The sequence below is a fragment of the Acinetobacter sp. G11 genome (genome assembly GCF_049808495.1).
GTDB lineage: Bacteria > Pseudomonadota > Gammaproteobacteria > Pseudomonadales > Moraxellaceae > Acinetobacter > Acinetobacter kookii.
The window spans coordinates 1-23,330 of record NZ_JBNCAT010000037.1; the positions used below are offsets into that span (position 1 = coordinate 1).

Annotated in this window: 16 protein-coding genes and 2 pseudogenes; 8 read left to right on the forward strand and 10 right to left on the reverse strand. The window is 40.8% G+C overall.

Annotation, left to right across the window (positions count from 1 at the left end):
- Positions 1-107: 107 nt before the first annotated feature.
- From ACPUEY_RS12110 to ACPUEY_RS12145, 8 genes and pseudogenes are all read right to left on the reverse strand, one after another.
- The gene (locus ACPUEY_RS12110; RefSeq protein WP_425122232.1) at positions 108-908 is read right to left on the reverse strand and encodes a hypothetical protein; all 801 of its coding nucleotides are present in this window, start codon (positions 906-908) and stop codon (positions 108-110) included.
- Positions 909-1,183: 275 nt separating this feature from the next.
- Positions 1,184-2,731, reverse strand: a complete 1,548-nt coding sequence (locus ACPUEY_RS12115; protein WP_425122233.1) for a hypothetical protein — start codon at positions 2,729-2,731, stop codon at positions 1,184-1,186.
- 185 nt (positions 2,732-2,916) lie between these two features.
- Positions 2,917-3,111, reverse strand: a pseudogene (locus ACPUEY_RS12120) (tyrosine-type recombinase/integrase); the annotation flags it as partial.
- Positions 3,112-3,166: 55 nt separating this feature from the next.
- Positions 3,167-4,336, reverse strand: coding sequence for a hypothetical protein (locus ACPUEY_RS12125; RefSeq protein WP_425122234.1), 1,170 nt, complete (start codon positions 4,334-4,336; stop codon positions 3,167-3,169).
- A 300-nt stretch (positions 4,337-4,636) separates the two neighbouring features.
- Positions 4,637-5,839 carry a tyrosine-type recombinase/integrase gene (locus ACPUEY_RS12130; protein WP_425122235.1) on the reverse strand — a complete coding sequence of 401 codons (1,203 nt, stop codon included), beginning with the start codon at positions 5,837-5,839 and terminating at the stop codon, positions 4,637-4,639.
- Between the two features lie 216 nt (positions 5,840-6,055).
- Positions 6,056-6,127, reverse strand: a pseudogene (locus ACPUEY_RS12135) (hypothetical protein); the annotation flags it as partial.
- A 124-nt stretch (positions 6,128-6,251) separates the two neighbouring features.
- On the reverse strand, positions 6,252-8,321 hold the full coding sequence (locus tag ACPUEY_RS12140) for a putative bifunctional diguanylate cyclase/phosphodiesterase (RefSeq protein ID WP_092820850.1): 2,070 nt from the start codon (positions 8,319-8,321) through the stop codon (positions 6,252-6,254).
- Between the two features lie 358 nt (positions 8,322-8,679).
- On the reverse strand, positions 8,680-10,881 hold the full coding sequence (locus tag ACPUEY_RS12145) for a carboxy terminal-processing peptidase (protein ID WP_425122236.1): 2,202 nt from the start codon (positions 10,879-10,881) through the stop codon (positions 8,680-8,682).
- A 198-nt stretch (positions 10,882-11,079) separates the two neighbouring features.
- Between ACPUEY_RS12145 and nagZ the strand changes: the two genes are divergently transcribed.
- Entirely contained in the window at positions 11,080-12,102 is a 1,023-nt protein-coding gene (gene nagZ, locus ACPUEY_RS12150) for a beta-N-acetylhexosaminidase (RefSeq protein ID WP_425122237.1), read from the forward strand.
- 187 nt (positions 12,103-12,289) lie between these two features.
- Positions 12,290-13,150, forward strand: a complete 861-nt coding sequence (locus ACPUEY_RS12155; RefSeq protein WP_131273891.1) for a class I SAM-dependent methyltransferase — start codon at positions 12,290-12,292, stop codon at positions 13,148-13,150.
- Between the two features lie 28 nt (positions 13,151-13,178).
- Here the strand turns inward: ACPUEY_RS12155 and ACPUEY_RS12160 are convergent, their stop codons facing one another.
- On the reverse strand, positions 13,179-14,510 hold the full coding sequence (locus ACPUEY_RS12160) for an alpha/beta fold hydrolase (RefSeq protein WP_425122238.1): 1,332 nt from the start codon (positions 14,508-14,510) through the stop codon (positions 13,179-13,181).
- A gap of 303 nt (positions 14,511-14,813) precedes the next feature.
- On the opposite strand from ACPUEY_RS12160, the gene ACPUEY_RS12165 reads away from it, so the two are divergent.
- The 4 genes from ACPUEY_RS12165 (at position 14,814) to pta (ending at position 20,338) form a co-directional block, all read left to right on the forward strand.
- The gene (locus tag ACPUEY_RS12165) at positions 14,814-16,079 is read left to right on the forward strand and encodes a glutamate-5-semialdehyde dehydrogenase (RefSeq protein ID WP_092820840.1); all 1,266 of its coding nucleotides are present in this window, start codon (positions 14,814-14,816) and stop codon (positions 16,077-16,079) included.
- A gap of 126 nt (positions 16,080-16,205) precedes the next feature.
- The gene (locus tag ACPUEY_RS12170; protein WP_092820838.1) at positions 16,206-16,607 is read left to right on the forward strand and encodes a hypothetical protein; all 402 of its coding nucleotides are present in this window, start codon (positions 16,206-16,208) and stop codon (positions 16,605-16,607) included.
- Positions 16,608-16,920: 313 nt separating this feature from the next.
- Complete coding sequence (locus ACPUEY_RS12175) at positions 16,921-18,141, forward strand: acetate/propionate family kinase (protein WP_425122239.1); 1,221 nt, start codon at positions 16,921-16,923, stop codon at positions 18,139-18,141.
- Between the two features lie 55 nt (positions 18,142-18,196).
- Positions 18,197-20,338, forward strand: coding sequence for a phosphate acetyltransferase (gene pta / locus ACPUEY_RS12180; RefSeq protein WP_425122240.1), 2,142 nt, complete (start codon positions 18,197-18,199; stop codon positions 20,336-20,338).
- 112 nt (positions 20,339-20,450) lie between these two features.
- On the opposite strand, the gene ACPUEY_RS12185 is transcribed toward pta, so the two are convergent.
- Positions 20,451-21,062, reverse strand: coding sequence for a class I SAM-dependent DNA methyltransferase (locus ACPUEY_RS12185; protein WP_425122241.1), 612 nt, complete (start codon positions 21,060-21,062; stop codon positions 20,451-20,453).
- A gap of 131 nt (positions 21,063-21,193) precedes the next feature.
- On the opposite strand from ACPUEY_RS12185, the gene ACPUEY_RS12190 reads away from it, so the two are divergent.
- Together ACPUEY_RS12190 and ACPUEY_RS12195 are read left to right on the forward strand one after the other, a co-directional pair.
- Positions 21,194-21,346 (forward strand): hypothetical protein, encoded by a 153-nt coding sequence (locus ACPUEY_RS12190; RefSeq protein ID WP_425122242.1) that lies wholly within the window; start codon positions 21,194-21,196, stop codon positions 21,344-21,346.
- A gap of 315 nt (positions 21,347-21,661) precedes the next feature.
- Complete coding sequence (locus tag ACPUEY_RS12195; protein ID WP_092820830.1) at positions 21,662-23,188, forward strand: fumarate hydratase; 1,527 nt, start codon at positions 21,662-21,664, stop codon at positions 23,186-23,188.
- Positions 23,189-23,330: the final 142 nt, after the last annotated feature.

The following is a 23,330-nucleotide window of genomic DNA, read 5'->3' on the forward strand; positions in this document are numbered from 1 at the left end:
TCTACAATTCAAAACGCAGACATGGTTCCAATGGTCAGCGTTCTCCATTAGATTATGAAAAGGCCCATCAAAAGATGGTTAGGTGTGTCTAGAATTTTGGTGGCTATTCAAACTATCTCCATTATGTTAGCCTTTTTTGACTCATCCCCTCGATAAATACATCCTAATGCATCTTTACCTTGAGCCTTGTAGCTGTCACGGTTCTGTTTCGTATTACAGTTATGACCTGTGCCTTCTTCATCTGTAATCTCTTTCCAAGTATCAATAATAAGATCTACATGATAACGATCAAACTCTACCTTCGAAGCATCATAAAAGAGTAAAAAATGGGCGTGATATCCCTTGTCGGTTCCTTGTTCTAAAGCATAGATATATCCTTGTAAATCTTTGAAATGACGGTCTCTATCTTGTAAGCGATCTAATAATTTTCGAATATGCTTTCTGAAATCCGAAATATCAATAAAGGGACGTCTTTCCATACGATAAGAAAGATCACATCGTAAAACCATTAATCTTAAATAATGCTCCAAAAGCAACTCAGTATATATTATTGCCTTTCGACGATTAGCTAACTCATCTTCTATAAATTTTTGGACTTCTCTTTTATGCTGTCTTTCAAACTTTCTAAACCTAGATTGTACATCACTGAAAGTTAATCCCTTTAAAGTTAAGATACTGATATCTTGAGATGCTTCTAAATTTTGCTCTAGGTCTAACATCAATGCAATCATGGCTCCATTATAAGCCGAGTACCATAAATCTGGATCATATTCCTCTTGCATCTCGTTTAGTAATTCTACTAACTCAACCCAATAGCCTTTCCATCGTCTTTGACGCTTGATAGTTTCTTCTACGAACTTTTCAACTGCTGTAATCAGTGGAGAATGATTGATCTTGGTTTGTTCCATTGCTATGTACCTGTGGTTAATACATAGCAATAGGGCTAGTCTATAATAAATTACATATAGGCTTAACTTATATAAGAGTTCTATATGAAGAACATGTATATAGCTCTATATATTTAATTAGTATTAGTAATATTATTAGTAATATAGCCTTATAATACCCACTAAGACTCCAACTAAAAATGTAGTGATTCATTAGGCTTTCATAGTCATATTTCTATTCGTGTACACGTTTTGCCGATCATATTGTGAAGCGACAACTTTTTAGACCCATCTTCTCAAATTGCTGTATCAAACTTTCGTGTGCCTCTACTAAATCTACTTCGAATTTCCTCATCATCAGTAAGTTCTAAAAATTCCTGATATACAAAAAAAGGCAATATTTTCTTTTCAAATACGCTCCATCCCTCACGATCATTTACTTCAATTAATATATGAGAAGGTAAATCTAAATGCCTCATTAATGGAACTGGCTGTATTTCAATTTCAGGCAATTTTTCATTTTCAAAGATTAATCTTCCTCTATGTTCTATTAATTCGGCAGCATAATTTTTAAATTCTTGCCTAATATTTCGAATACTACCATTAATTTTGCTTTCCCCGACTTGTAGCAAAGTATCACTATCTATTATTAAAACGATATCTTGAAACCATTGATCATTATGTTTATCCCAAAAATAAAAGAAGTTTAAATATCCTTTAAAACCTACTTCAGATCTAGCTGCTTTCTTGTTTAATTCACTGAAAAAACTTTTAAATTGATCTAGGGTGATTTTCTGGTTATCAACATTCAGCCAAATTCTAAATCTATAGAGAGTAATACTACTAGATCTATAACCTTTAAAATAAGTAATAGCGTCTTGTAATTTTTTCGAATACTTATTAACAGCTATTTTGAAATTTTCAGCATTTATTCCACTCACAACATCATCAAAAGATTTTTTTCTTCTTGACATTGATAATTGAAATGTTGGTTGCTTATCAAACTCTCCTTTACTTATTGCATTTTTAATATCACACACAATGTGATTAAGTTCATTTAAAGGTTCAAAGTAAATATCCTGATTTAGTAAATTACGCTCCTGTCTAGCATATCTATCAGGTGAAAATTTATAATCTTCCATAAATTTTAAAAATAATTGAATATGTGAGGACAGGTATCTCCCTCCATTCATTGCACGTATAGTTTTTAGATTCTCAAATAAGTACAGTAATTCATAACCTAAAGCTGTTATACGCTTTTGGACCTTTTCCAATGGCTCCCTATCCAAATCTTCTACACTTTCATCATCAAACATATAAGCTGGTGTGGCGTTATAAGCTAATACCAGGACAAATCGTTCAAGGCGAGAAAGCAATCCCACAATATCATTTTGGTCACTTAATATCCTGCCTATTATTTCTATGTACGTATTATTAGGACTATCCGTTTTATAAAAATCTTTACCAAGCTCAGCCTGTAGCTCAGTATAAATTAGCTCAATCACATTCAAATACTGTTGAGCAAATTTTACTTTTTGACTTAACTGTAAAGGTTTTCTATTAGGATCAATTAAATCTCGTATCTTTTGAAATTGTCTAGAAGGATGATCCTTTTCATCTTTGCTCGATCGACTGTTCTCAGTGTGATGACTCGTGTCCTTTAAGCTTGCCAATACTTTATCAAAACGACTATCTGATAAAATTTTTTCCACTAGTAACGATGCAAGATCGTCCATTTTCTCATCAAGAGCTATGACAAAATTTTCGTCTTCGCAACTATCCAATTCATCAACTGTATCCATTACATCATTTTCAGTATCGTTATTAACTTGCTCTAATTCCATATGCTTTTAAGTAAATCACTACTTTCACCACTGATCAGGTCCTTTAAAATAGCACCTCAATTCCTAGATTACAAACCATTAATTCCTAATAATTTTTACTCCGATTCCTGGGTTTTTCACTATCAATTCTTAGGCGAAAATTAAATATTAGACAAAAAAACCACGCTCAAAGGCGTGGCTATGCATCATTTTTCAATCAACCATATAATCCATTCTTTAACTTGTTCCCCATACCACTCTATCAACCTTACTTTCTCATCCAAGTATTGTGCTCGATTATAGGCAAAGCGAATTCTATTCTTTGGCACATGAGCAAGCTGAGGTTCAATAGCATCTGAATTAAACAGATCCGAATCATTTACAACTGGACTAAATAGCGCTGTCTCAAACAGCGTTTATTCATTCAACCTGTATAAATAAGCATGCTCTAATATTTTAAAGTTTAGCCTTAGCTGCTTGTAACTGCTTCTTGAAAAATGCATTAGAATTTGGATTGTAGAAAAAATCATAAATCAATACTCTTTCATTTGGGCCATATATTTTTTCTTCCACCAAGCACTCTATAGTTATACGTATGAGCCTGTAAATTTCAAAGACACGATCGTAGCAGTCAAATATAGTTTTTTCAGATACAGAGAAACCAAAGTCAGCTAATTTTTTCCTTGCTAGCTTGGCACATGAGATATCCGAGTCCACAACATATTGAGGGGACTCTTTGAACAATGGCTTATCGAGATTATTACCTTTCTGAAGGATCAAATGCCATGCACTAATTAAGGCAATCCAATTAGCCAAGCTATCTGAAAAAATGGGATTATGTCCTAATCGCTCTTCAATATTTATAAGAAACTTTTTCAGATCATTCTTAGTCTTTAAAGCATGAAATCCCTTATATTCAATTCCCTTTAATGAATTAGCTTTCCCCCTTGCCCTAATAGCAGTTGCTACTTTTTCATAATCTTCTAAAGCATTTAAGTTAATAGTCTGCTCTTCGGATGAGTACTCTGCAATCAAGTTATTTTTAAAAACTTCAAATTCTAAAAATAACATTGCTCTATAGAAAAGTTTATTTAAGAAAATCTCATTAATAACTTTATTCTTTTTTTGATATTTAGCTAATGTTAAAAAATTAAAATCTAGAAATTTACTAAGCACCCCTATAGTTATATTATCGTACTCAAAGTATAGAACTTGACTAACAATTTTAAAAGCAGCAGCACTAGTAATTGACTGGATTGGAGTTTGGATTAATATTTCATTTAAATCTTGCTTATAATGATCTATTTTAAAACCCACTAACTCTATTTGTTGAATTAGGTAGGCACGATATTTTTCTTGCATTTGAACATAGATATCTTCTTCAATTAATTTACCCTGTCCAAAAGTTAACTCAAAATCTACTCCAATTAATAACAAATGTTTGTAATGCTCCCTTATCAACACACCCTCAGACCTACGATAAGCCAATGAATCAATAGTAGCTAATAATTTACTATACATACTTAACTTCTCTTCTGAGAAGCTCTGCATGGCTGCAACATCATGAAAATATAAATAATCTAATAGTCTGACTGTGCTGTTTTGAAAATCGTTAAGTTTTGGCATAAATGTGTATTCTTAAAAAAGTTTGCCTTATTTCGGAATTATTACCCATTTCATCTTATTTACAATGATTTCAATTTATTTCATTGGTAATTATAAATGTCGTACCTGACGTCCAAACAAGTGCGTGATAGATTTAATATCAAAGCAGCTGCTACATTATGGAGATGGCAACAGCCAAACCAAAAAATGTTTGCGGAGCCATTCCCGCAACCCATAAAAGCAGTAAAGGGGTCTACAAGTCTTTGGGACCGAGAGCAAATAGAAACATGGGAAGCTAAAGTTTTTAGAAATAATGAAAGCCTAACTAGTTAGGCTTTCCAATTTATCCCACCATTGTTTATAAGCAATTCCCATCTCTTTCTGATAATCATGGTAGTCATATGTCCCTTGCTCTCCTGGCATGGTATGACCAATCATTAACTCTGCAATATCACGCGATGTAAAACGACTAAAATGAGTACGAGCTGTACGTCTTAAATCATGCATAGACCAATGTTTCATCTCAACACCATAATGTCTTCTTGCATATTGCATGACATTATACGGTAGCTTACCTGGACCATTTTGCCCATACATCTCTTTAGTCCCATTATTCACGAACATATAGATGGAACTATTCAGCTCCATAGCCTGCTGAATAAAAGGCTCAATTTCAGGCAATATCGGTCTAAGAAGAGGTCGCTTCGTATACTTACCTGTCTTATGGTTTTCAGGTGGTACAGTCCAAATTTTGCGTTCAAAATCGAAATCCGATTTTTTTGCCATCCTCAACTCACTATATCTATTAGCATAGAAGAGACAGATTTTAATAAACAGCGCATTTTTCAACGCCATTCTAGACTCATCGCAAATTTTCCAAATTAGTGCCACTTCGTCATCTTCAAGAATTCGATCCACTTTATTCTTTTTAATGTTGAGATCACGTTTTCCAGTTATATGACGTATCGGGTTATTCTCAATCAGCCTACGATTTACACCCCAATCTAAGCACTGTTTTGTATTTGTTAGCAGTCGATCAGTAATTGATGCAGATTTTTCAAAATGGTCTTCTAGTAACTCTAACCACATATGTAGTGTGATTTGATCGGCTGGCAAAGATCCATATTTTGGAAACACATACAACTCAAAAGATCGTAATTGTTGTTGTGCATTTTTCTTATTCACTATGCAGTATTTTTCATGCCATTCTAAATAGAGCGCCTCAAAAGTTAGCGCATTCGCAACTTTATGAACTTCTAATTTTTTATGTACTCTTGGATCATGTCCTGCTTCTAGGACACCTTTCATTTTTTGCAACTCTTGCCTAGCTTGCAATAAAGTCAAATTGGGGTAAGAACCCAAGTCTAGGCGAGCTTGCTTACCCTCATATCTAAAGCGCATTTGAAAAGTGATCTTACCTTTAGGTGACACACGTACACTCAAGCCATCCCTATCAGGTTCGACATGTTGCTCAGCTCTAACCTTCCCTAAATTTTTTTTCAGCCATGTGTCTGTAAGTGGCATTTCACACCTGTGTACAAAATTTTAAATCAGAAAAAACAACATCAAAAATGTACACAATCATGTACACAAAAGTTATGAATAAACTTAAAGTAACTTGAAACAAGATGCAATGAGTGTAAAAAATAAATTTAATTAAAACACTGTAAATTATGGAAATATTAATTTTATTTTGAATGCTTTTGAAATGGGTTGGAATAAGATGAATTATAGTGTGTTATTTGGGTGGGAAATAATGGCGAATGTACGTCGCTGAGCGACCTGCGCCGCTAACTCATCTTTAAAACTCATGGAAAATACCTACTGCAGAACCGCAGTGCTCAAGATCAAATACGATCAATATGAAAAATTGGCCATATTGTAGCAGATCATAAAACTTTTGAAATGAACTAAACCTGTTCAACCCGCATCAAGCTTAAGTAAATAATGCCCTGTCCATGGTTTCCAGACGGTTCACATCCATCGGTATTCCTAACAAAAAGCCCTGCAATTGCTGACAGCCCAAACGGGTCAGAATGTCTGCCTGCAAAGGTGTTTCGACCCCTTCTGCCGTGACCACCAGACCCAGTTTTATGGCCAGCTGGATAATACTGGCCAGAATGATCTCATCTTTTGAACCAACGGCCAGATCCCGGATAAATTCCCGGTCTATTTTCAACTCATCCACCGGCAGGTTCTTCAAATATAAAAAGCTGGAATGCCCGGTTCCAAAATCATCAATGGCCAGTTTAATTCCCATCTGACGTAATCGCTCAAAACTCCGAATGGTAGAGTCAACATGATGCATGGCTGTCGATTCCGTAATTTCGATGGCTAAATGATTGGGATTAATCTGATATTGAGCAAATAATTTTTCCAGCGTTGAAAACAGGTGCTTATGTTCAAATTGCACAGCGGATAAATTCACCGCGACAGGGAAATAATTAGCACCTTTTTGCTCCCAGATTTGAATCTGTTTACAGGCCTGTTCAAGCGCCCAATAGCCCATCTGGATAATCAGCCCGGTTTTTTCAGCTCCCCCGATAAACATGTTTGGCGTCAACATTCCCAGACTTGGATGATTCCAGCGGATCAGGGCTTCTACACCGCAAATAGCATAATCCCGGGTGGTAAATTTAGGCTGATAAAACAGAACAAATTGTTGTTCTTCCACCGCTTTATATAAATCATTAATCAGCTTGGTCTGACTTTTGGTTTCCTGCTGGTCCACGCTGTAACTAAATACGGAATAGGTGTTTCTGCCTTGATACTTCGACATCAGCATGGCTGCATCGGCATTAATCAGCAGATCCTGCAAATTATTGCCATGATCGGGGTACAGGGCGATGCCAATGCTGCTGGAAATATTAATTTCTTTACCGGCAATCAAAAAACTGTCCTGGATTTGCTCCAATAACTGCTCGGCCTTTTCAACTGCATGTTCAAGGGTGGCCTGTTCCAGCACCATCAAAAACTCGTCTCCGCCTAGACGGAGCAGTTTTTCATTTGGTTTCAGCTTGTGCTGAATGCGGCTGGCCAGTTGCACCAGCAACTGATCCCCCACATGATGTCCAAAGACATCATTCACCGCTTTAAAGCGGTCTAAATCAATATAAATAAAAGCAATTTTATCATCGCTATAACGATGGTCCGTAAACAAAAAGTGTGAGTATTCAGCCAGGAATAAACGGTTGGGTAATTTGGTTAAATTGTCCTGCACGGCCTGATTGGCCAATTCACGATTGGCTTTAGAAAGCTGTATATTGCGAACTTCGAGTTTTTGTTCCAGTATGGCAACACAAAATGCTGCAAGAAAAATTAAACCAGTGACTAAAATCACACTCAATAAAATTAATCCTTGCTCGGTTTGATAATGTGTAACCATCTGATCTGCAACAATGGCATGAAAAAAAATTGCCCCCATACCCATATAGTGCATTGCAACTATGGTCAGCGCCATCATGCATACCAGGGAAATTTTGATCAGCAGTTTTTGCTGTACTGCATTTTTATATTTAAAGATGAGCCAAAATGTTAAACCTGAACCTGCTATTGCCATTAAAACGGAAAAAATCGTCAGCAAAGGATCATAATAAATTTGGTGCTGATCGAAAACCAGTGCCATCAGGCCGGTATAGTGCATCCCGGCAATACCCATTCCCATCAGTACCGCACCTAACACAAGCCGGCCAAAGGGTAAGGTTTCCCGCGTGGTCAACCAAATGGCAAAGGTCGATGCGATAAATACAATAAGATAGGAAACAAAAGTAAGGCCATAATCAAAAGAGTAATCTGCCGGGAAATGACAAGCGAGCATGCCGGCAAAGTGCATACCCCAAATTGCAGCCCCGAGCGTGAGACCACTAATAATGAGAAGCATTTTTTCATATTTCTGACTCAAGCCACGGAATAATAATTGTTCGAGTGAGACTGTAAAATAGCAGGCTAAAATAGCAATAATTATTGAAACAATTACCAGGCTAAAATCATAATGTATATGAACCATATTCAGTTCCGTAAAGGTTATCTTTCTTGTTTTAATCCACGTGATTCATACTCTTTATACAATCAAAAAAATTTCTATCTTTAAAGAGTAATTATAAAAACAATCAATTAAAACAAGAATCTAATACTATTCTATTTTGGTCAAGTGATAATTACTCTATTCTTTTTTATTTCTAATTTATTCATTTTACAAAAGAAACATAGTTCAACTTTTTTACCGTTATCCGTACACCGTTCATATTTTTAGAGCAGTTTAAAAATCATTTCGCTATTTGCTCACATCCCCATAAAAAAACCAGTCAGATTAACTAACTGGCTTTTTTTTGAATATTTAAATGAAAAATACCGAATTACACACCCTACTGGCGAGCTGCCTGAGTGGATGATTGCAACTTTGCATAATCCAATAAAATATTGGCAGATTCTTTAACAAAAGTTTCTTCTTCAGGCAAGGCAGGTCGTTGTGTAGCTTTCATTTTCGCACGCGACTCGATTAAAGCATCCATTGAGGCTTGATAACTTTCCCAGTTGGCATAAGGCTTTTGCCCCGTCAAGCTACGGCGCTGATTTTCCGCCTCTAAAGTTTTCTGCTCAAGTGCATTCAACTCGGCTTTGCGCAGGTCAATATCCAGCACTACACGCTTTTGCTCATCGGTTTTTTTCGCAATCGCTTTACGTTGCTCCAGATATTTAAATTGTGGATCAACATTGACACGCTGTTGGGACATTTGCGCCAAAGTTTGCACATAAGGCTGTACCGAACCTTCACGCTTAAATGGGGCAGTTGGAATAGTATCCCATTTCAAGGCATTCTTCGCCTTACGCTCACCAAATTCTTCATTGTAGATATCGACCAGCTTGATGTCAGGTACGACCCCTTTATTTTGGGTACTTCCCCCGGTCACCCGGTAGAACTTACGCTGGGTCAAGGTTGCCTGACCATAGGCCAAGGTATCCAGTTGAACCTGAGCCGTGCCTTTACCTGTGGTGGTACTGCCAATTACGATACCGCGCTCATAGTCCTGAATAGCGGCAGAATAAATCTCACTGGCCGAGGCTGAGGCCAGATTGATCATGACTGCCAGTGGACCGGCATAGGTTTGTGCACCACCATCGTTGTCTTCAAACACGCTGACATTGCCATTACCGTCGCGAATTTGCACCACTGGGCCTGACTTGATAACTTGCCCGAGCATACGTGCAACTTCTTCAAGCGAGCCGCCGGGGTTATTACGCAAATCGATAATAATCCCTTCTACATTCTTGGCTGCCAGACTCTTTAAAGCATTGTTGGTATCTTCAGAAACAGAACGATACTCCGTACCTGCACGACGCGCTCGATAATTCAAATAAAACGACGGAATTTCAATCACACCAAAGGTATGATTTTTACCATCACGTTTGATCTCTACCGTACGTGAACGGACCCCTGCATCTTCTTCCTGAATCACATCACGCACCAGGCTGACTGTACGTGCCTGACCCATGGACGCACCCGCGCCCAATAAACGCAGGCTGACCTTGGTTCCACGCTTGCCTCGAATCAGGCCGACCACTTCATTACTGGCCCAACCGATCACATCCACCATTTTATCGCCGTCTTGCGCCACACCAATAATGCGGTCTCCGGGTTTAATTTGACCTGATTTACTGGCCGGCCCACCTTCAACAATGCTTTCAATCTTGGTGTAATCTTCATTGCCGCGTTCAGGACGAATCGAAACCCCAATCCCTTCTAGCTGCAAGGTCGTCTGACGGTTCAATTCCATTGCATCTACTGGCGGGAAATAGTTACTATGCGGATCATAGGTCAGCATCATCGCATTCAAAGTCTTGTCGAGGACATCATCACTTTTTACACGGCTGGCACGTTCAAGCTGGCGAGTATAACGCTTAGTCAGGGTTTGAACCGGCGTTAGGTCCTCAGGGCTTGCCAGATCCTGGCCATTGGCCAGCGTCGGATCTTCTTTCAAGGCTTTTTGCTTCGCAGCCTCTTCTTCCTTGCTGATGGTCAGGTTAATCAGCTGCGACACCAGCATTTTTTTCCAGTGTTGCTGCTGCTCTGCGGCAGTCTTGAAATAAGGTGCTTTTTCACGGTCAGTTTCAATATAGACATTACCTTGTTTCAGATTTTGCGGCTTTTTCAACTCTGCCAACATAAACTCATAAAACTGTTTTAAACGGTCACGATATTGGGCATGAATTAAATAAGGTCCAGATAAATCCCCTGCTTTTAATGCAGCACCAAAATTTGCACCATAATTTTTCTTATATTGTTCAACTTCAGGGGCTAAAAACAATGAATGGTCTGCATCCAGACTATCTAGATAAAAATCAAGAATACGATTGGACGTTGCCGCATCTAAACGCTGATTTAAATAATGTTGACGGTCAACCAAAGTCGCCAATTGACGAGAAACCAACGCCTGTTCCTGCGTGGGTTGAATGGTTTGAGAAACTGCCTCTGTATTATTAGCTGCAATTGCCTCGTTCATTACATGAGAAAAGAAAAATCCTCCAGTCGCAATTGCAACTGCACAAGCTAATGTCTGAAGTTTCATAAATAATTCGTACTTCCTTGGTCTTGGACCAATATTGCAACGTCGTTTTTCAACATGAATCGAGTATATTCAAAATCTTAAACAACTTAATATGTATGTCGTGTAGTTTTATCATATTCTGTACTGTCAAAATGTAGCAAATCATTGCAGAATTCGGGTATTGTTTTTTCTTTATAAAATTCCAACACGGACACCGATATGATTGGCGCATTGATGCTAGACATCGCTGGCACAGAACTTACTCAAGAAGATATTGAACTATTACAGGCACCGCAAGTAGGCGGCATGATTTTATTTTCACGAAATATAGAATCACCAAAACAAGTTCGCGCCTTAACCGATCATATGCGTCACATCAGACCCGACATTTTAATTGCCGTTGATCAGGAAGGTGGCCGGGTACAGCGCTTGAAACAGGGCTTTAGCCTGCTTCCAGCGATGGGCCGGTTGGGTGAACTTTATCTCACGGAACCTGAAAAAGCCGTTGATCTGGCTGAACAGTGCGGCTGGCTGATGGCCACCGAAGTGCTTGCCGTAGGGATTGATTTCAGTTTTGCACCGGTACTGGACTTGAATGATGTCAGTGATGTGATTGGCGATCGTGGATTTGCCAAAAATATTGATGATATTGTTCCACTTGCCAGCACCTTCATCAAAGGGATGAAACGTGCGGGCATGGCCAATACCGGCAAACATTTCCCGGGTCATGGTTCGGTCAAGGCAGACTCACATGTAGCCGCACCGGTAGATTCACGTTCCTATGAGGAAATCTATCACAAGGACATGCAAACCTTCATCCAGCTTATGCCGCAACTGGATGCCTTGATGCCTGCGCATGTGATTTATGACCAGGTCGATCCAAACCCCGCCGGCTTCTCATCTTACTGGATTCAAAAAGTTCTCCGTCAAGAGCTGAACTTTGATGGCGTACTGTTCTCGGATGACTTAAGCATGCAGGCAGCATGTGTTGCCGGCGGTGCCGATGCCCGTATACAGGCCGCACTCAAGGCTGGATGTGATATGGGGCTGGTCTGTAATGACCGTTCAGCAGCTTGTGCTGCACTAGAAGGCATTGGCAATTTACCTTTACCGAATCAAGAGCGTCTGGAGCGTATGCGCGGTAAAATTCCAGAAATTAGCGTAGGTGAAACACTGGATTTGGGTACCGAATGGCAAAAAGTTCGCGATACGATCGAAAACTTTAAGAAATCATTGAATTAATTCGACAAAAGGAACACGACAAGGTGTTCCTTTTTCTTTATGATAATCAGAAATAAAAGTGCCGTTTACTGCATTTTGCTTATTTTTTGATGAATTCAACATTTAAAATGAGCAGAATTGACTCGCAAAGAAAATAAATAACGCTCTTTAGATTAAAAATTACAAAAACATATAAGGTCAGGATGACATGACACAACAACTTTCAGAACATCGACATATTTCATTTACCGCCCATTACACTGGCTACATCTGGTACACCATGGGAATTTCTCACCCCGTTTTTGCCACGTCCAAAGGAAAAATGCTCGCCAAGCTGGTGCATCCTTTAGAAAGCTGGGCTGAGAAATTTGTGGGTGGCAGTATGCGTACCACATTAAAACAACGTCACCGCATGATTGATCAGCATCTGACCCAACTGATTGAACAGCACCCAGATATACAGGTGCTTGAAATTGCCAGCGGGCTTTCTCCGCGTGGCTGGAATTTCCGAAAGAAGTTTCCGGATATTGATTATCGTGAACTGGATTTACCCGATATGGCAAAAGTCAAAACCTTAGCTCTAAGACAGATTGATGCCAATAGTCCGGAAGTTTTATCGGTGGATTTATTCACGGCTGATTTTGAACAGGCTTTTCACGTATTTGACCCGAATCGCCCCTTGGTGGTGATTAGTGAAGGCTTGATCAACTATTTTAACAAAGACATGTTGTTACAGCTGCTTCAAGCCATTTACCGTTACGGTCAAAATTTCAAGGAACTGCATTACCTCACCGATATTTATCCAGAACCGGTCAAAAACAAATTGGCCAATTTTATTTGGGCCAGCAGTAAATTACTGAAATGGATGTCCAAGAGTGCTTTTAGTTTCCATTTTATTAATCCACAGCAGGCACAGGATTTTTTCCAGCAAGCCGGTTTTGAACAGGTCAGTATTGTGCAACCACAACAGTATTTTCAAAATTCAGCAGTACCCTTCACATCTAATGAAGAACACCTGGGTGATCTGGTCTGGATGATTCATGCAAGCAAAAAAAACAGCGTTATCTAACGCTGTTTTTATTTGAGCTTAGCTCAAATTAACTGACCGATTCCAAAACCGTCATCACTGCTTTTTGTCGTTGTACATAACGCAATAAACGTTCTGCTACATCAAAACTGCCATGCTTGAACAACGCCCGAACTCGTGTTGAATGAACCTCAAAAATTAAGCATTCAATTTTAAACTGCCCTTCTTCATCTTCCAGATGCAAGGCCAAATCACGCGGGTATTGTTCAGCTTTTTCTGCCAATCCTGGCGTAAATTCAAGTAAAACACCAAAAAAGTTTAAATCCACAATACGGGTAGGCAACTGCAAATCTGAATGACGATGCGTTAATACGGTCATCGGTTTCTGTACGGCAATACGTTCTTCACCACGGCGCTCCAGGGTCAGCAACTGGGCACGTGTCATCGGGATGACCCCTTCTACATCCTGAATAGATTGTCCCTGCAGGAATGTTGCAAACAGCCCCATGGTTTCTTTACGGCGCTGTAATTGTGGCACATGGTCGGCATTTGCAATCATTGCAAATTCCATATCTGGACATTGCAAAGCAAAATTGGCATTTTCATGCGGCAAGGTAAAACTGTCGTATTGCCCACATGCCACCAGTACTTTACATTGCGGAATAGGAACATCGGTTAAACGTAACAAGCGGCTACAGTTGATTTCATAGCGGTCTTGCTCGGTTGCGGTAAATTCAGCCATCTGTTTAAAGAACAAACGCTTTGCTGTCGGTGACATGCGGGTTTGATCGATTTTGGCATGATTCACCAGATACAGAATCACTGCCTGGCCAAACTCGTCCATGCGCTGTTCATTCATTAAATGCAAAGATTCTTCCAGCAGCATACGCCAGCTTTTACGCGTTTTTTGCATCACGCCCATCAGAATCATGCGATCGACCAGTTCCGGACGTTGCACGGCAAAACTTGAAGCCACAACCGAACCCAGTGACATGCCCATCACTGAAACTTTGGATAAATTTTCAATATCGACCCACTCCCCCAACATTCGCGCCAAGTCAGGCAATTCCAGTGTTCCTGCAGAAATGCCGGTATCGCGATTGGTAATTTGCTGATTGGCGCCCATGGAAGGCAGGTCAATTAAAATGATCGGGCCAGCACTAAGTAATTGCTCCACACAATATTTATAGGAATTAAAATTTTGGAAAGCCCCTCCAATAATAACAATTGGAGTGTTGTGGATGGTTTCTGGTTGAGCAATGGCCATGTATTCAATTTTCCAGCCATCAATCCAGGTGGTACGTGCGGGTTCTTTAAAACTGTTCCTATGGTAAAGATCAAAAAAACCAAAACTTGCGTTTGATTCTTCTACATCCGAGTCCATTTGGATCATGGAATTCATATCCCTTCCTCCATTCTTGCCTTATTGTTATTTTGCAAGAAAATAAATATAGAATTTCTGCGTCATGCTGCGTCCATTCTTCGCTGTAATTATCAGACTTCACTGTCTTTATCTTTTCATAATATACAGAGGATGCTTGCCCAAGCAACTGATTCCATGACCACTTATCTAAATTTACCTAGAAAAGGATTTCAAAATATTAACAGCCTGAAAGTTTCAGGGACTTTTTTCCAAGCAGATGCTTCATTGTCGGGTTCCAGACTGTTACTATCAAAGATGTAATTTCTAAGTGATCAAACCGCTATGCAAGATTCGATTGAACAATATATGCAAACGGTAGGACAACAGGCACGCCAAGCTTCTCGCGTGTTAGCAAGCGCTTCTACCCAAACCAAAAACAATGCCTTATCTGCAATTTACACTGCATTACAAGACAGTGAAGCTGCAATTCTGGCTGCCAACCAAATTGATATGACCAATGGTCGTAACAATCATTTGGACAGTGCATTACTTGATCGCTTAGAACTTACCCCCAGCCGCTTTAAAGGCATGCTGCATGGCTTGAAAGATGTCATGAGTCTGGTTGACCCGATTGGGGAAATCACTGACCTGGCTTACCGTCCTTCAGGCATCCAGCTTGGGAAAATGCGGGTGCCTTTGGGCGTCGTCGGCATGATTTACGAATCACGTCCAAACGTGACGCTGGAAGCCGCCTCACTGGCCTTGAAATCAGGCAATGCCATTATTTTGCGTGGCGGTTCGGAAGCCCTGCAATCCAACAAGGCAATTGCTGAAGCGATTCAGCATGGTCTAAAGGCTTCGGGTTTGCCTGAAACTTCGGTACAGGTGATCAATACGGCTGATCGTGCCGCAGTCGGACACCTGATTACCATGTCTGAATATGTGGATGTGATTGTTCCACGTGGAGGCAAAGGCCTGATTGAACGGATCAGCAATGAAGCACGTATTCCGGTGATTAAGCATCTGGACGGCAACTGCCATGTCTTTGTTGAAGCACAGGCCGATTTGCAAAAAGCCCTGCCGATTGCATTGAATGCCAAGACCCATCGCTACGGCGTATGTAATGCCATGGAAACCCTGCTGGTGGATGAGAAAATTGCCGAAGATTTCTTGCCAAGCATTGCTGAACTGTATGCAGAAAAACAGGTGGAACTGCGTGGCTGTCGTGAAACCCAGCGCATTCTCGGTTCAAACGTCAAACCGGCCAGCGAAGAAGATTGGTACACTGAATATTTAGGCCCGATTTTAGCGGTTAAAGTGGTTAGCGGAATCGATGAAGCCATTGATCATATTAACAAATATGGTTCACACCATACCGATGCCATCATTACCGAAAACTTCAGCCTGGCGCGTCAGTTCCTGGCCCGTGTCGATTCAAGTTCAGTGATGATTAATGCCTCTACCCGTTTTGCCGACGGTTTTGAATATGGTCTGGGTGCTGAAATCGGCATTTCGACCGACAAGATTCATGCGCGTGGTCCGGTCGGTCTGGAAGGCCTGACTTCGCAAAAGTGGGTGGTATTTGGGGACGGTCAAATTCGCCAATAAGCCCTCTATTTAAAGAATCTTTTGGTGTTCAGTTTCAGGCATGAGGCTGAACACAGCGACTACACTATCCCCGGCTTAAATTTTGTAACATGATAAAAATAATGAGAAACATATAAGGGAAATCGCATGTTTTATTATTTAATCATTTGTACCTTTTTACTGGCATTACTGGTTTCTTTTGCAGTAATGAAAATTTTCTCCAATTCTATTAATGCCATTCTGGCACGTATCATTCACGACCCGATTCATGAAGCCTGGGCAAAATACACCAAATTTGCCGGCATGGTGGTCGGCACATCTTCCGGCATTCGTATTTACGATATGGAAAAATACATCACGCCCCTGACCTATACAGAGAATGACAAGAAAATAGTGATTGAACTGACCCAAGAGCGCTGGGTTCTGGAAATTTACCGGACCATTATTGAAACCTTACAAGGTCTGGCCTGGATGATGCTGGTCTTTTTTATGGTGGCATTGATTGCCTATGTCATTGTACGCTGGTCAGAAATAAAGTATCAAAAGTAAGCAATAATACAACAGGAATGCCCTGCTCAAAATACATCACGCGTGCCATTCTAGCTTTGGAAATGGGCTTCTAGTAAACATTTTATGATCGGGTACTATTTTATTAATAAATGAAATCTATTAACTGATAAATTTTAATTATTATTAGTTATTGGGTCGATAGTGCTTAAGTCTAATCTCCTAAAGTCTATCTAGGACAAAAAAAAATCGCATGTTAAAACATTATCACTGATCTAAATTGCATCAATAAACAAAACTGCGTTCAGATCAACGTTATGGATGAATATTTCAATTAAAATTTGGGTAAGAAAACGTGTCTACATCAGTATTAGTAATTAACTGCGGATCTTCTTCAATCAAATATGCGTTGGTTTCTGAGCGCCGTGAAGACCGTATCTTTGGTCTCGCAGAAAACCTGGGGGCTGCTGACGCCCGTATTAAAGGGATCACTGCGGGCGGTGAACCACTTGAACTATCCATTCCACATGCTGATCATGAAAAGGCACTGGAAACCATCTTAGAACGCTTATCTCATTATAATCCACAAGCGATTGGTCACCGTGTGGTACACGGCGGTACATTGACCAAAGCAGAATTATTAAATGAAGAAATTGTAGAACGTATTCGTGCAGCAACACCACTTGCGCCTTTACACAACCCTGCGCATTTGGTCGGTATTGATGCCACTATGCGTTTGTTCCCGGAACTTCCACAAGTGGCAGTTTTTGATACCGCATTCCACCAGACTATGCCAGCGCATGCTTACCGTTATGCATTGCCAAAATTCCTGTATACAGAACACAATGTGCGCCGTTACGGCTTCCACGGTACCAGCCACGCCTATGTTTCTGAACGTGGTTCTGAATTGGCTGGCAGCCTGAAACAAGGTGGCTGGTTGACAGCTCATTTAGGCAATGGCAGCTCGACTTGTGCCATCTGGAATGGACAAAGTGTAGACACTTCAATGGGCTTAACCCCGCTTGAAGGCATTGTGATGGGCACTCGTAGCGGCGATGTCGATCCAAGTTTGCATAGCTTCCTGGCTGCAAACCTGGGCTGGGATGTCTATAAAATTGACAAGATGCTGAACAAGGAAAGTGGCTTGCTCGGTTTATCAGACAACCTTTCAAATGACATGCGTACACTGATTGAAGCATCAGAACAAGGCAATGAAGATGCAACGCTGGCCATTGAAGTATTCTGCTACCGTCTGGCTAAATCTCTGGCTGCGTTAAGCTGTGGCTTGCCACGCCTTGATGGCCTGTTCTTTACTGGCGGCATTGGCGAAAACTCGGCTTATATCCGTGAAAAGACCATGGCTTACTTACCTCATTTCGGTTTCAACTTAAGCAAAGAACAAAACGATAATTTGAAACGCGGTACAGAAGGTCGTATTGATGCTGGCACAGGCCCTCAAATCTGGGTCATTCCAACTGATGAAGAAGGCCGTATTGCTAAAGAAACTGCGCACGTTGTAGAAGAGGTGAATCAGTCATCTGCAAAAAAGCCTGAATGTGAGGCTACGATTGCTTAAGCAATTGTAGTCTACGTATGCTTTCAATAAATCCCTTTATGATTTAGAAAAAATGATGAAAACAATACTTTTGGTTCCTACAGAAATTGGTGTTGGCTTAACGTCTGCATGTCTTGGTTTAATTTATGCACTGGAATGCCAAGGCGTAAAAGCAGGTTTTCTAAAGCCTTTCTCTCAAGAATTACAGCCTGAAGCAGACCGCACCACTGCCCTGTATCGTCACCTGTTCAAGCATGAAACCGTTGAACCGATTTCCTATGCGGCCCTGACTGAACGTTTAAAAAATGATGAAAATGACGAGCTGCTTGAAGATGCAGTACGTTTACACCGTGAAATTTCCAAACATCACGATGTCATTATTGTAGAAGGCGTGCTACCAAACGGACGCGATCCTTTTGCGACAGAACTCAATGCCACTCTGGCAAAAGCGCTTGATGCCAAAGTGATTATTGTCAGCAATGCCGAAATTAACAACGCAGCAAAAACTGCGGCAAAAGTTGATAACCAGTTACGTTTCTTTGGTGGTGCGACTTGCGAGCGTACTGCAGGCGTATTGTTCATGCGTACCAAAGGCTTGCCGGAAGATTCTGCACAAATTCCTGTTACGCTTGATCCAAACCTGCGCTTAATTAGCGATACCAACCGATTTGTGAGTGCGATTCAAACCACGCACCCAATGATTGGTAAAGACTGTATGCCAGTGATTGGCTTAGTTCCATTCAGCAACACTTTAAGTGTGCCACGCATGTCTGACTTGGCTGCACATATTTCAGCTGAATGGATTAACCAGGGCGAGGCAAAACAGCGCCGTGTATTACACAGCAGCTTAATTGCATCGAATATTGAACACGAAATGCATAAATTCGTGGCAGGTGAACTCATCATCAGCGGTTCTGATCGTGTTGATGTCTTGCTTGCAAGTAGCTTGGCAAGCAGTAATGGCATTCCACTTGCAGGTTTGGTTTTAACTGAACATCAGGCACCAAGCACTCAAGCTTTAGAATTCTGTCAAACAGCAATCAAAAATGGCTTGCCAATTTTACACACCAAATTGAGTACTTTTGACACAGCACAACAATTGCTGAACTTAAGCAATGAAATTCCGGTAGATGATACCGAACGTGCTGAGCAGGTGACCCGTTTCGTGGCTAGCCACATCAATGCAGACTGGTTGACGCAGTTAATCAGCGATACACATAAACCACGTTTGTCCCCTTCTGCATTCCGTCATGAACTGGTACAAAAATCAATTGCAGCAAAAAAGCGCATTGTTCTTCCTGAAGGAGATGAACCACGTACCATTCAGGCCGCAGCAATCTGTCAGTCTCGTGGAATTGCCCACTGTATTCTGCTGGCAAAACCTGAAGCTGTGGTTGAAGTAGCAAAAGCACGTGGAATTGAATTACCGCATGATCTGGAAATTCTTGACCCAGACCTGATTCGCGAGAATTATGTCGGAAAAATGGTTGATCTACGTAAAGGCAAACTCAACGAGTTACAGGCGCGTGATCAGCTACAAGATACGGTAGTTTTAGGCACCATGATGCTGGCCCTTGATCAGGTGGATGGCCTGGTGTCAGGTGCAGTGCACACGACAGCCAATACGGTTCGCCCTGCATTCCAGTTAATCAAGACCGCACCGGATTACTCACTGGTATCTTCTGTGTTCTTCATGCTGCTGCCAGATGAAGTCTATGTTTACGGTGACTGTGCAATTAACCCGGATCCGGATGCTGAGCAACTGGCTGAAATTGCCATTCAGTCTGCCGATTCTGCTAAAGCCTTTGGCATTGACCCACGTATTGCCATGATTTCTTATTCAACCGGTACTTCGGGTGCAGGTGCAGATGTAGAAAAAGTGGCGAAAGCGACTGAAATTGCCAAGCAACGCCGTCCAGATTTACTGATTGATGGTCCATTGCAATACGATGCAGCATCGGTTGAAAGTGTTGGACAGTCAAAAGCCCCTGGTTCACCTGTTGCCGGTCGTGCCAATGTGTTTATTTTCCCGGACCTCAACACAGGGAACACCACCTATAAAGCAGTTCAACGTTCAGCGAATGTAGTGAGTGTGGGACCAATGCTGCAAGGTTTAAATAAGCCAGTGAATGACTTGTCACGTGGTGCATTGGTGGATGACATTGTGTTTACTATTGCATTGACTGCGATTCAGGCAGAGCAACAAGCGGCTCAATAATCCGTAAATTAAAGTTTTCCAAACCATCTGATTGAAAAATCGGGTGGTTTTTTTATGATATTTCAAAATTTAACTCATCTATTCACCGACATTTGACTAAGCATGATTTAAATCAAAACTTTTGTGCCAACCACACCGTATGTCCGGCACAGTCGGGATCTTCCGCGACCATCTTTACCGCCTCAAAACCGTGATCTTTCAATAATTGTCGATATTCCTGCTGTGACAAACTGGCATGATACAGTACATCACCAAACAGATCTCCAAGAGCCTCTCCATGACTTGGCCCACTGGTGAACATTAAAACCGTGCCCTGCTCAGCAAACCTAGAAAACTGAGTAAACATTTTGCGCTGATCATGCTGAGTCAAATGAAAAAAACTGTCCCATGCCAAAATACCCTGAAATTTTTGTTCTAGCTCTATCTGACGCATATCTGCCTGAATCCAGTGCTGTTCAGGAAAGTTTTGCTTAGCCATTTCAATCATGACATCAGAACTATCTACCCCGACTACGGAATGCCCTTGTTCAATTAAATAGGCAGCAATCGGCTTGCCTGAACCACAACCTAAATCCAGTATTTGAGCATGTTCAGGAATCAGCGAAAGAAAATGATTGAGCCATGCTTTTTCATACAGCAACTGGCCGCGTAATTCCGTCCACGCACGTGCATGTTTCTTATAAATTTTAATGATATTTTTCGCAAACTCAGATTGATCTTTCATGAGTGGTTTTTCTAAATGTGCCTTTCAATAGTATAGACAGATTGAGATCAGGATTTGAAGGTTTGAAGATTTGAAGATTTGAAGATTTGAAGGTTTGAAGGTTTGAAGGTTTGAAGGTTTGAAGATTTAGCATGTTTTTATTTCGAGAAAATTTAAAGCAAAAAGAGAAGATAAAGCCTATACCTCATCTTCTTGCTGACCGAAACCCTATCACTGCAGGATATAAAGAAAAATTCATGACGGGAGCAATTGAAGGACGTCTGTATTTATCAGATGAGATTTGATGCACTTATGATGTAAAAATTTTAGGAGAAATTTATGACAACTTGACCACATTCACCCCCACTAAGAAAACAAAAAAATTAAATCAAGGAGTAAATTAAAACCATGTAAATCAATATTTTAAATTTCATTTTTACCCAGGACAAGGACTACCTTTGTCATTTCTATGACAGAAATCACTCAAAAAACAACAGTTCACCTGAGCTGAAATTCACCATTAAACTTTCGGCCAAAAAGCATTCAAAACACCCACAAAACCTGCTTTTTATCTTATAATTTAGCCCGCTAGCTAACAGCCCGCTCAAGAGATATTTGATATGACAACTATTATCAAGCAAGATGACTTGATCACATCGGTAAAAGATGCGCTTCAGTTCATTTCTTACTATCATCCACAAGACTTCATCCAAGCGATGAGCCGTGCCTATGATCGTGAAGAGAACAAAGCCGCAAAAGATGCTATTGCACAAATCTTAATTAACTCTCGTATGTGTGCAGAAGGCCACCGTCCTATCTGTCAAGATACCGGGATTGTGAACGTATTTCTTGAAGTGGGTCTAGACGTTAAATTTGATTTAACCATGAGCCTAGACGATGCAATCAATGAAGGTGTACGTCAAGGTTACCTGGAAAGCTCTAACGTACTTCGTGCATCAGTTTTAGCTGATCCTGCATTTGGCCGTAAAAATACCAAAGACAACACGCCTGCGGTAATCCACTACAAACTCGTACCGGGCAACAAAGTCGACATTACTGTTGCTGCCAAGGGTGGCGGTTCAGAAAACAAATCTAAACTTGCCATGTTAAACCCATCTGACTCAATCGTGGACTGGGTACTGAAAACTGTTCCAACCATGGGTGCAGGCTGGTGTCCTCCTGGTATGCTCGGTATCGGTATTGGTGGTACTGCTGAAAAAGCCATGATGCTTGCCAAAGAAGCATTGATGGAAGAGATCAACATGGACGAATTGCTTCGCCGTGGTCCACAAAGCAAAATGGAAGAACTCCGTATCGAGATCTTCGAAAAAGTAAATGCATTGGGTATTGGCGCGCAAGGTCTAGGCGGCTTAACCACTGTTCTGGATATCAAAATCAAAGATTATCCATGTCATGCTGCGGGTAAACCGGTGGGTATGATTCCAAACTGTGCTGCAACTCGTCATGCACACTTCCAGTTAGACGGTTCAGGTGTTGCACATATTCAAGCACCTAAACTTGAAGACTACCCAGCTGTAACTTGGGATTCTTCATCTTCTAAACGTGTTGACCTGGACAACATCACCCAAGAAGAAATGAATTCCTGGAAACCAGGCGATACTTTATTGCTTAACGGTACCATCTATACCGGTCGTGACGCTGCGCACAAACGTATGGTGGATATGCTGAACAACGGTGAAGAGCTTCCTGTAGACCTTAAAGGCAAGTTCATTTACTACGTTGGCCCTGTCGATCCTGTAGGCGACGAAGTGGTTGGCCCTGCTGGTCCGACAACTGCAACACGTATGGACAAATTCACTCGCCAAGTGCTTGAAGCTACTGGCTTGTACGGCATGATTGGTAAAGCTGATCGCGGTCCTGCTGCGGTTGAAGCCATCAAAGACAATAAAGCAACTTACCTGATGGCTGTAGGTGGTGCTGCTTACCTGGTATCTAAAGCTGTTCGTGAAGCTGAAGTTGTGGCTTTTGCTGACTTGGGTATGGAAGCGATCTACAAATTCAAAGTTGAAGATATGCCTGTATCTGTAGCTGTTGACGTGAATGGTACTTCTATTCACGCGACTGCACCAAAAATCTGGCAAGCGAAAATTGGTAAGATTCCAGTGGTTGATGCTGCTGCGAACTAAGATTGCACGCTAAAAAAAGCACCCAAATGGGCACTACTGTCCCACAGTTTACTTTAAATAAAAAAACCTGAGTCTAAATAGTTAAAATATGAGTGCAAACAAACACTTTAACTATAAAGGACTCAGGTTTTGTCACATCAGA

What these genes read in the sequence shown, in the direction of transcription:
- ACPUEY_RS12125 (WP_425122234.1), bottom strand. Translation starts at nt 4,336, where the DNA reads ATGCCAAAACTTAACGATTTTCAAAACAGCACAGTCAGACTATTAGAT.
- ACPUEY_RS12170 (WP_092820838.1), top strand. Translation starts at nt 16,206, where the DNA reads ATGTTTTATTATTTAATCATTTGTACCTTTTTACTGGCATTACTGGTT.
- ACPUEY_RS12160 (WP_425122238.1), bottom strand. Translation starts at nt 14,510, where the DNA reads ATGAATTCCATGATCCAAATGGACTCGGATGTAGAAGAATCAAACGCA.
- ACPUEY_RS12190 (WP_425122242.1), top strand. Translation starts at nt 21,194, where the DNA reads ATGTTTTTATTTCGAGAAAATTTAAAGCAAAAAGAGAAGATAAAGCCT.
- pta (WP_425122240.1), top strand. Translation starts at nt 18,197, where the DNA reads ATGAAAACAATACTTTTGGTTCCTACAGAAATTGGTGTTGGCTTAACG.
- ACPUEY_RS12185 (WP_425122241.1), bottom strand. Translation starts at nt 21,062, where the DNA reads ATGAAAGATCAATCTGAGTTTGCGAAAAATATCATTAAAATTTATAAG.
- ACPUEY_RS12155 (WP_131273891.1), top strand. Translation starts at nt 12,290, where the DNA reads ATGACACAACAACTTTCAGAACATCGACATATTTCATTTACCGCCCAT.
- ACPUEY_RS12115 (WP_425122233.1), bottom strand. Translation starts at nt 2,731, where the DNA reads ATGGAATTAGAGCAAGTTAATAACGATACTGAAAATGATGTAATGGAT.
- ACPUEY_RS12165 (WP_092820840.1), top strand. Translation starts at nt 14,814, where the DNA reads ATGCAAGATTCGATTGAACAATATATGCAAACGGTAGGACAACAGGCA.
- ACPUEY_RS12140 (WP_092820850.1), bottom strand. Translation starts at nt 8,321, where the DNA reads ATGGTTCATATACATTATGATTTTAGCCTGGTAATTGTTTCAATAATT.
- ACPUEY_RS12110 (WP_425122232.1), bottom strand. Translation starts at nt 908, where the DNA reads ATGGAACAAACCAAGATCAATCATTCTCCACTGATTACAGCAGTTGAA.
- ACPUEY_RS12130 (WP_425122235.1), bottom strand. Translation starts at nt 5,839, where the DNA reads ATGCCACTTACAGACACATGGCTGAAAAAAAATTTAGGGAAGGTTAGA.
- nagZ (WP_425122237.1), top strand. Translation starts at nt 11,080, where the DNA reads ATGATTGGCGCATTGATGCTAGACATCGCTGGCACAGAACTTACTCAA.
- ACPUEY_RS12195 (WP_092820830.1), top strand. Translation starts at nt 21,662, where the DNA reads ATGACAACTATTATCAAGCAAGATGACTTGATCACATCGGTAAAAGAT.
- ACPUEY_RS12145 (WP_425122236.1), bottom strand. Translation starts at nt 10,881, where the DNA reads ATGAAACTTCAGACATTAGCTTGTGCAGTTGCAATTGCGACTGGAGGA.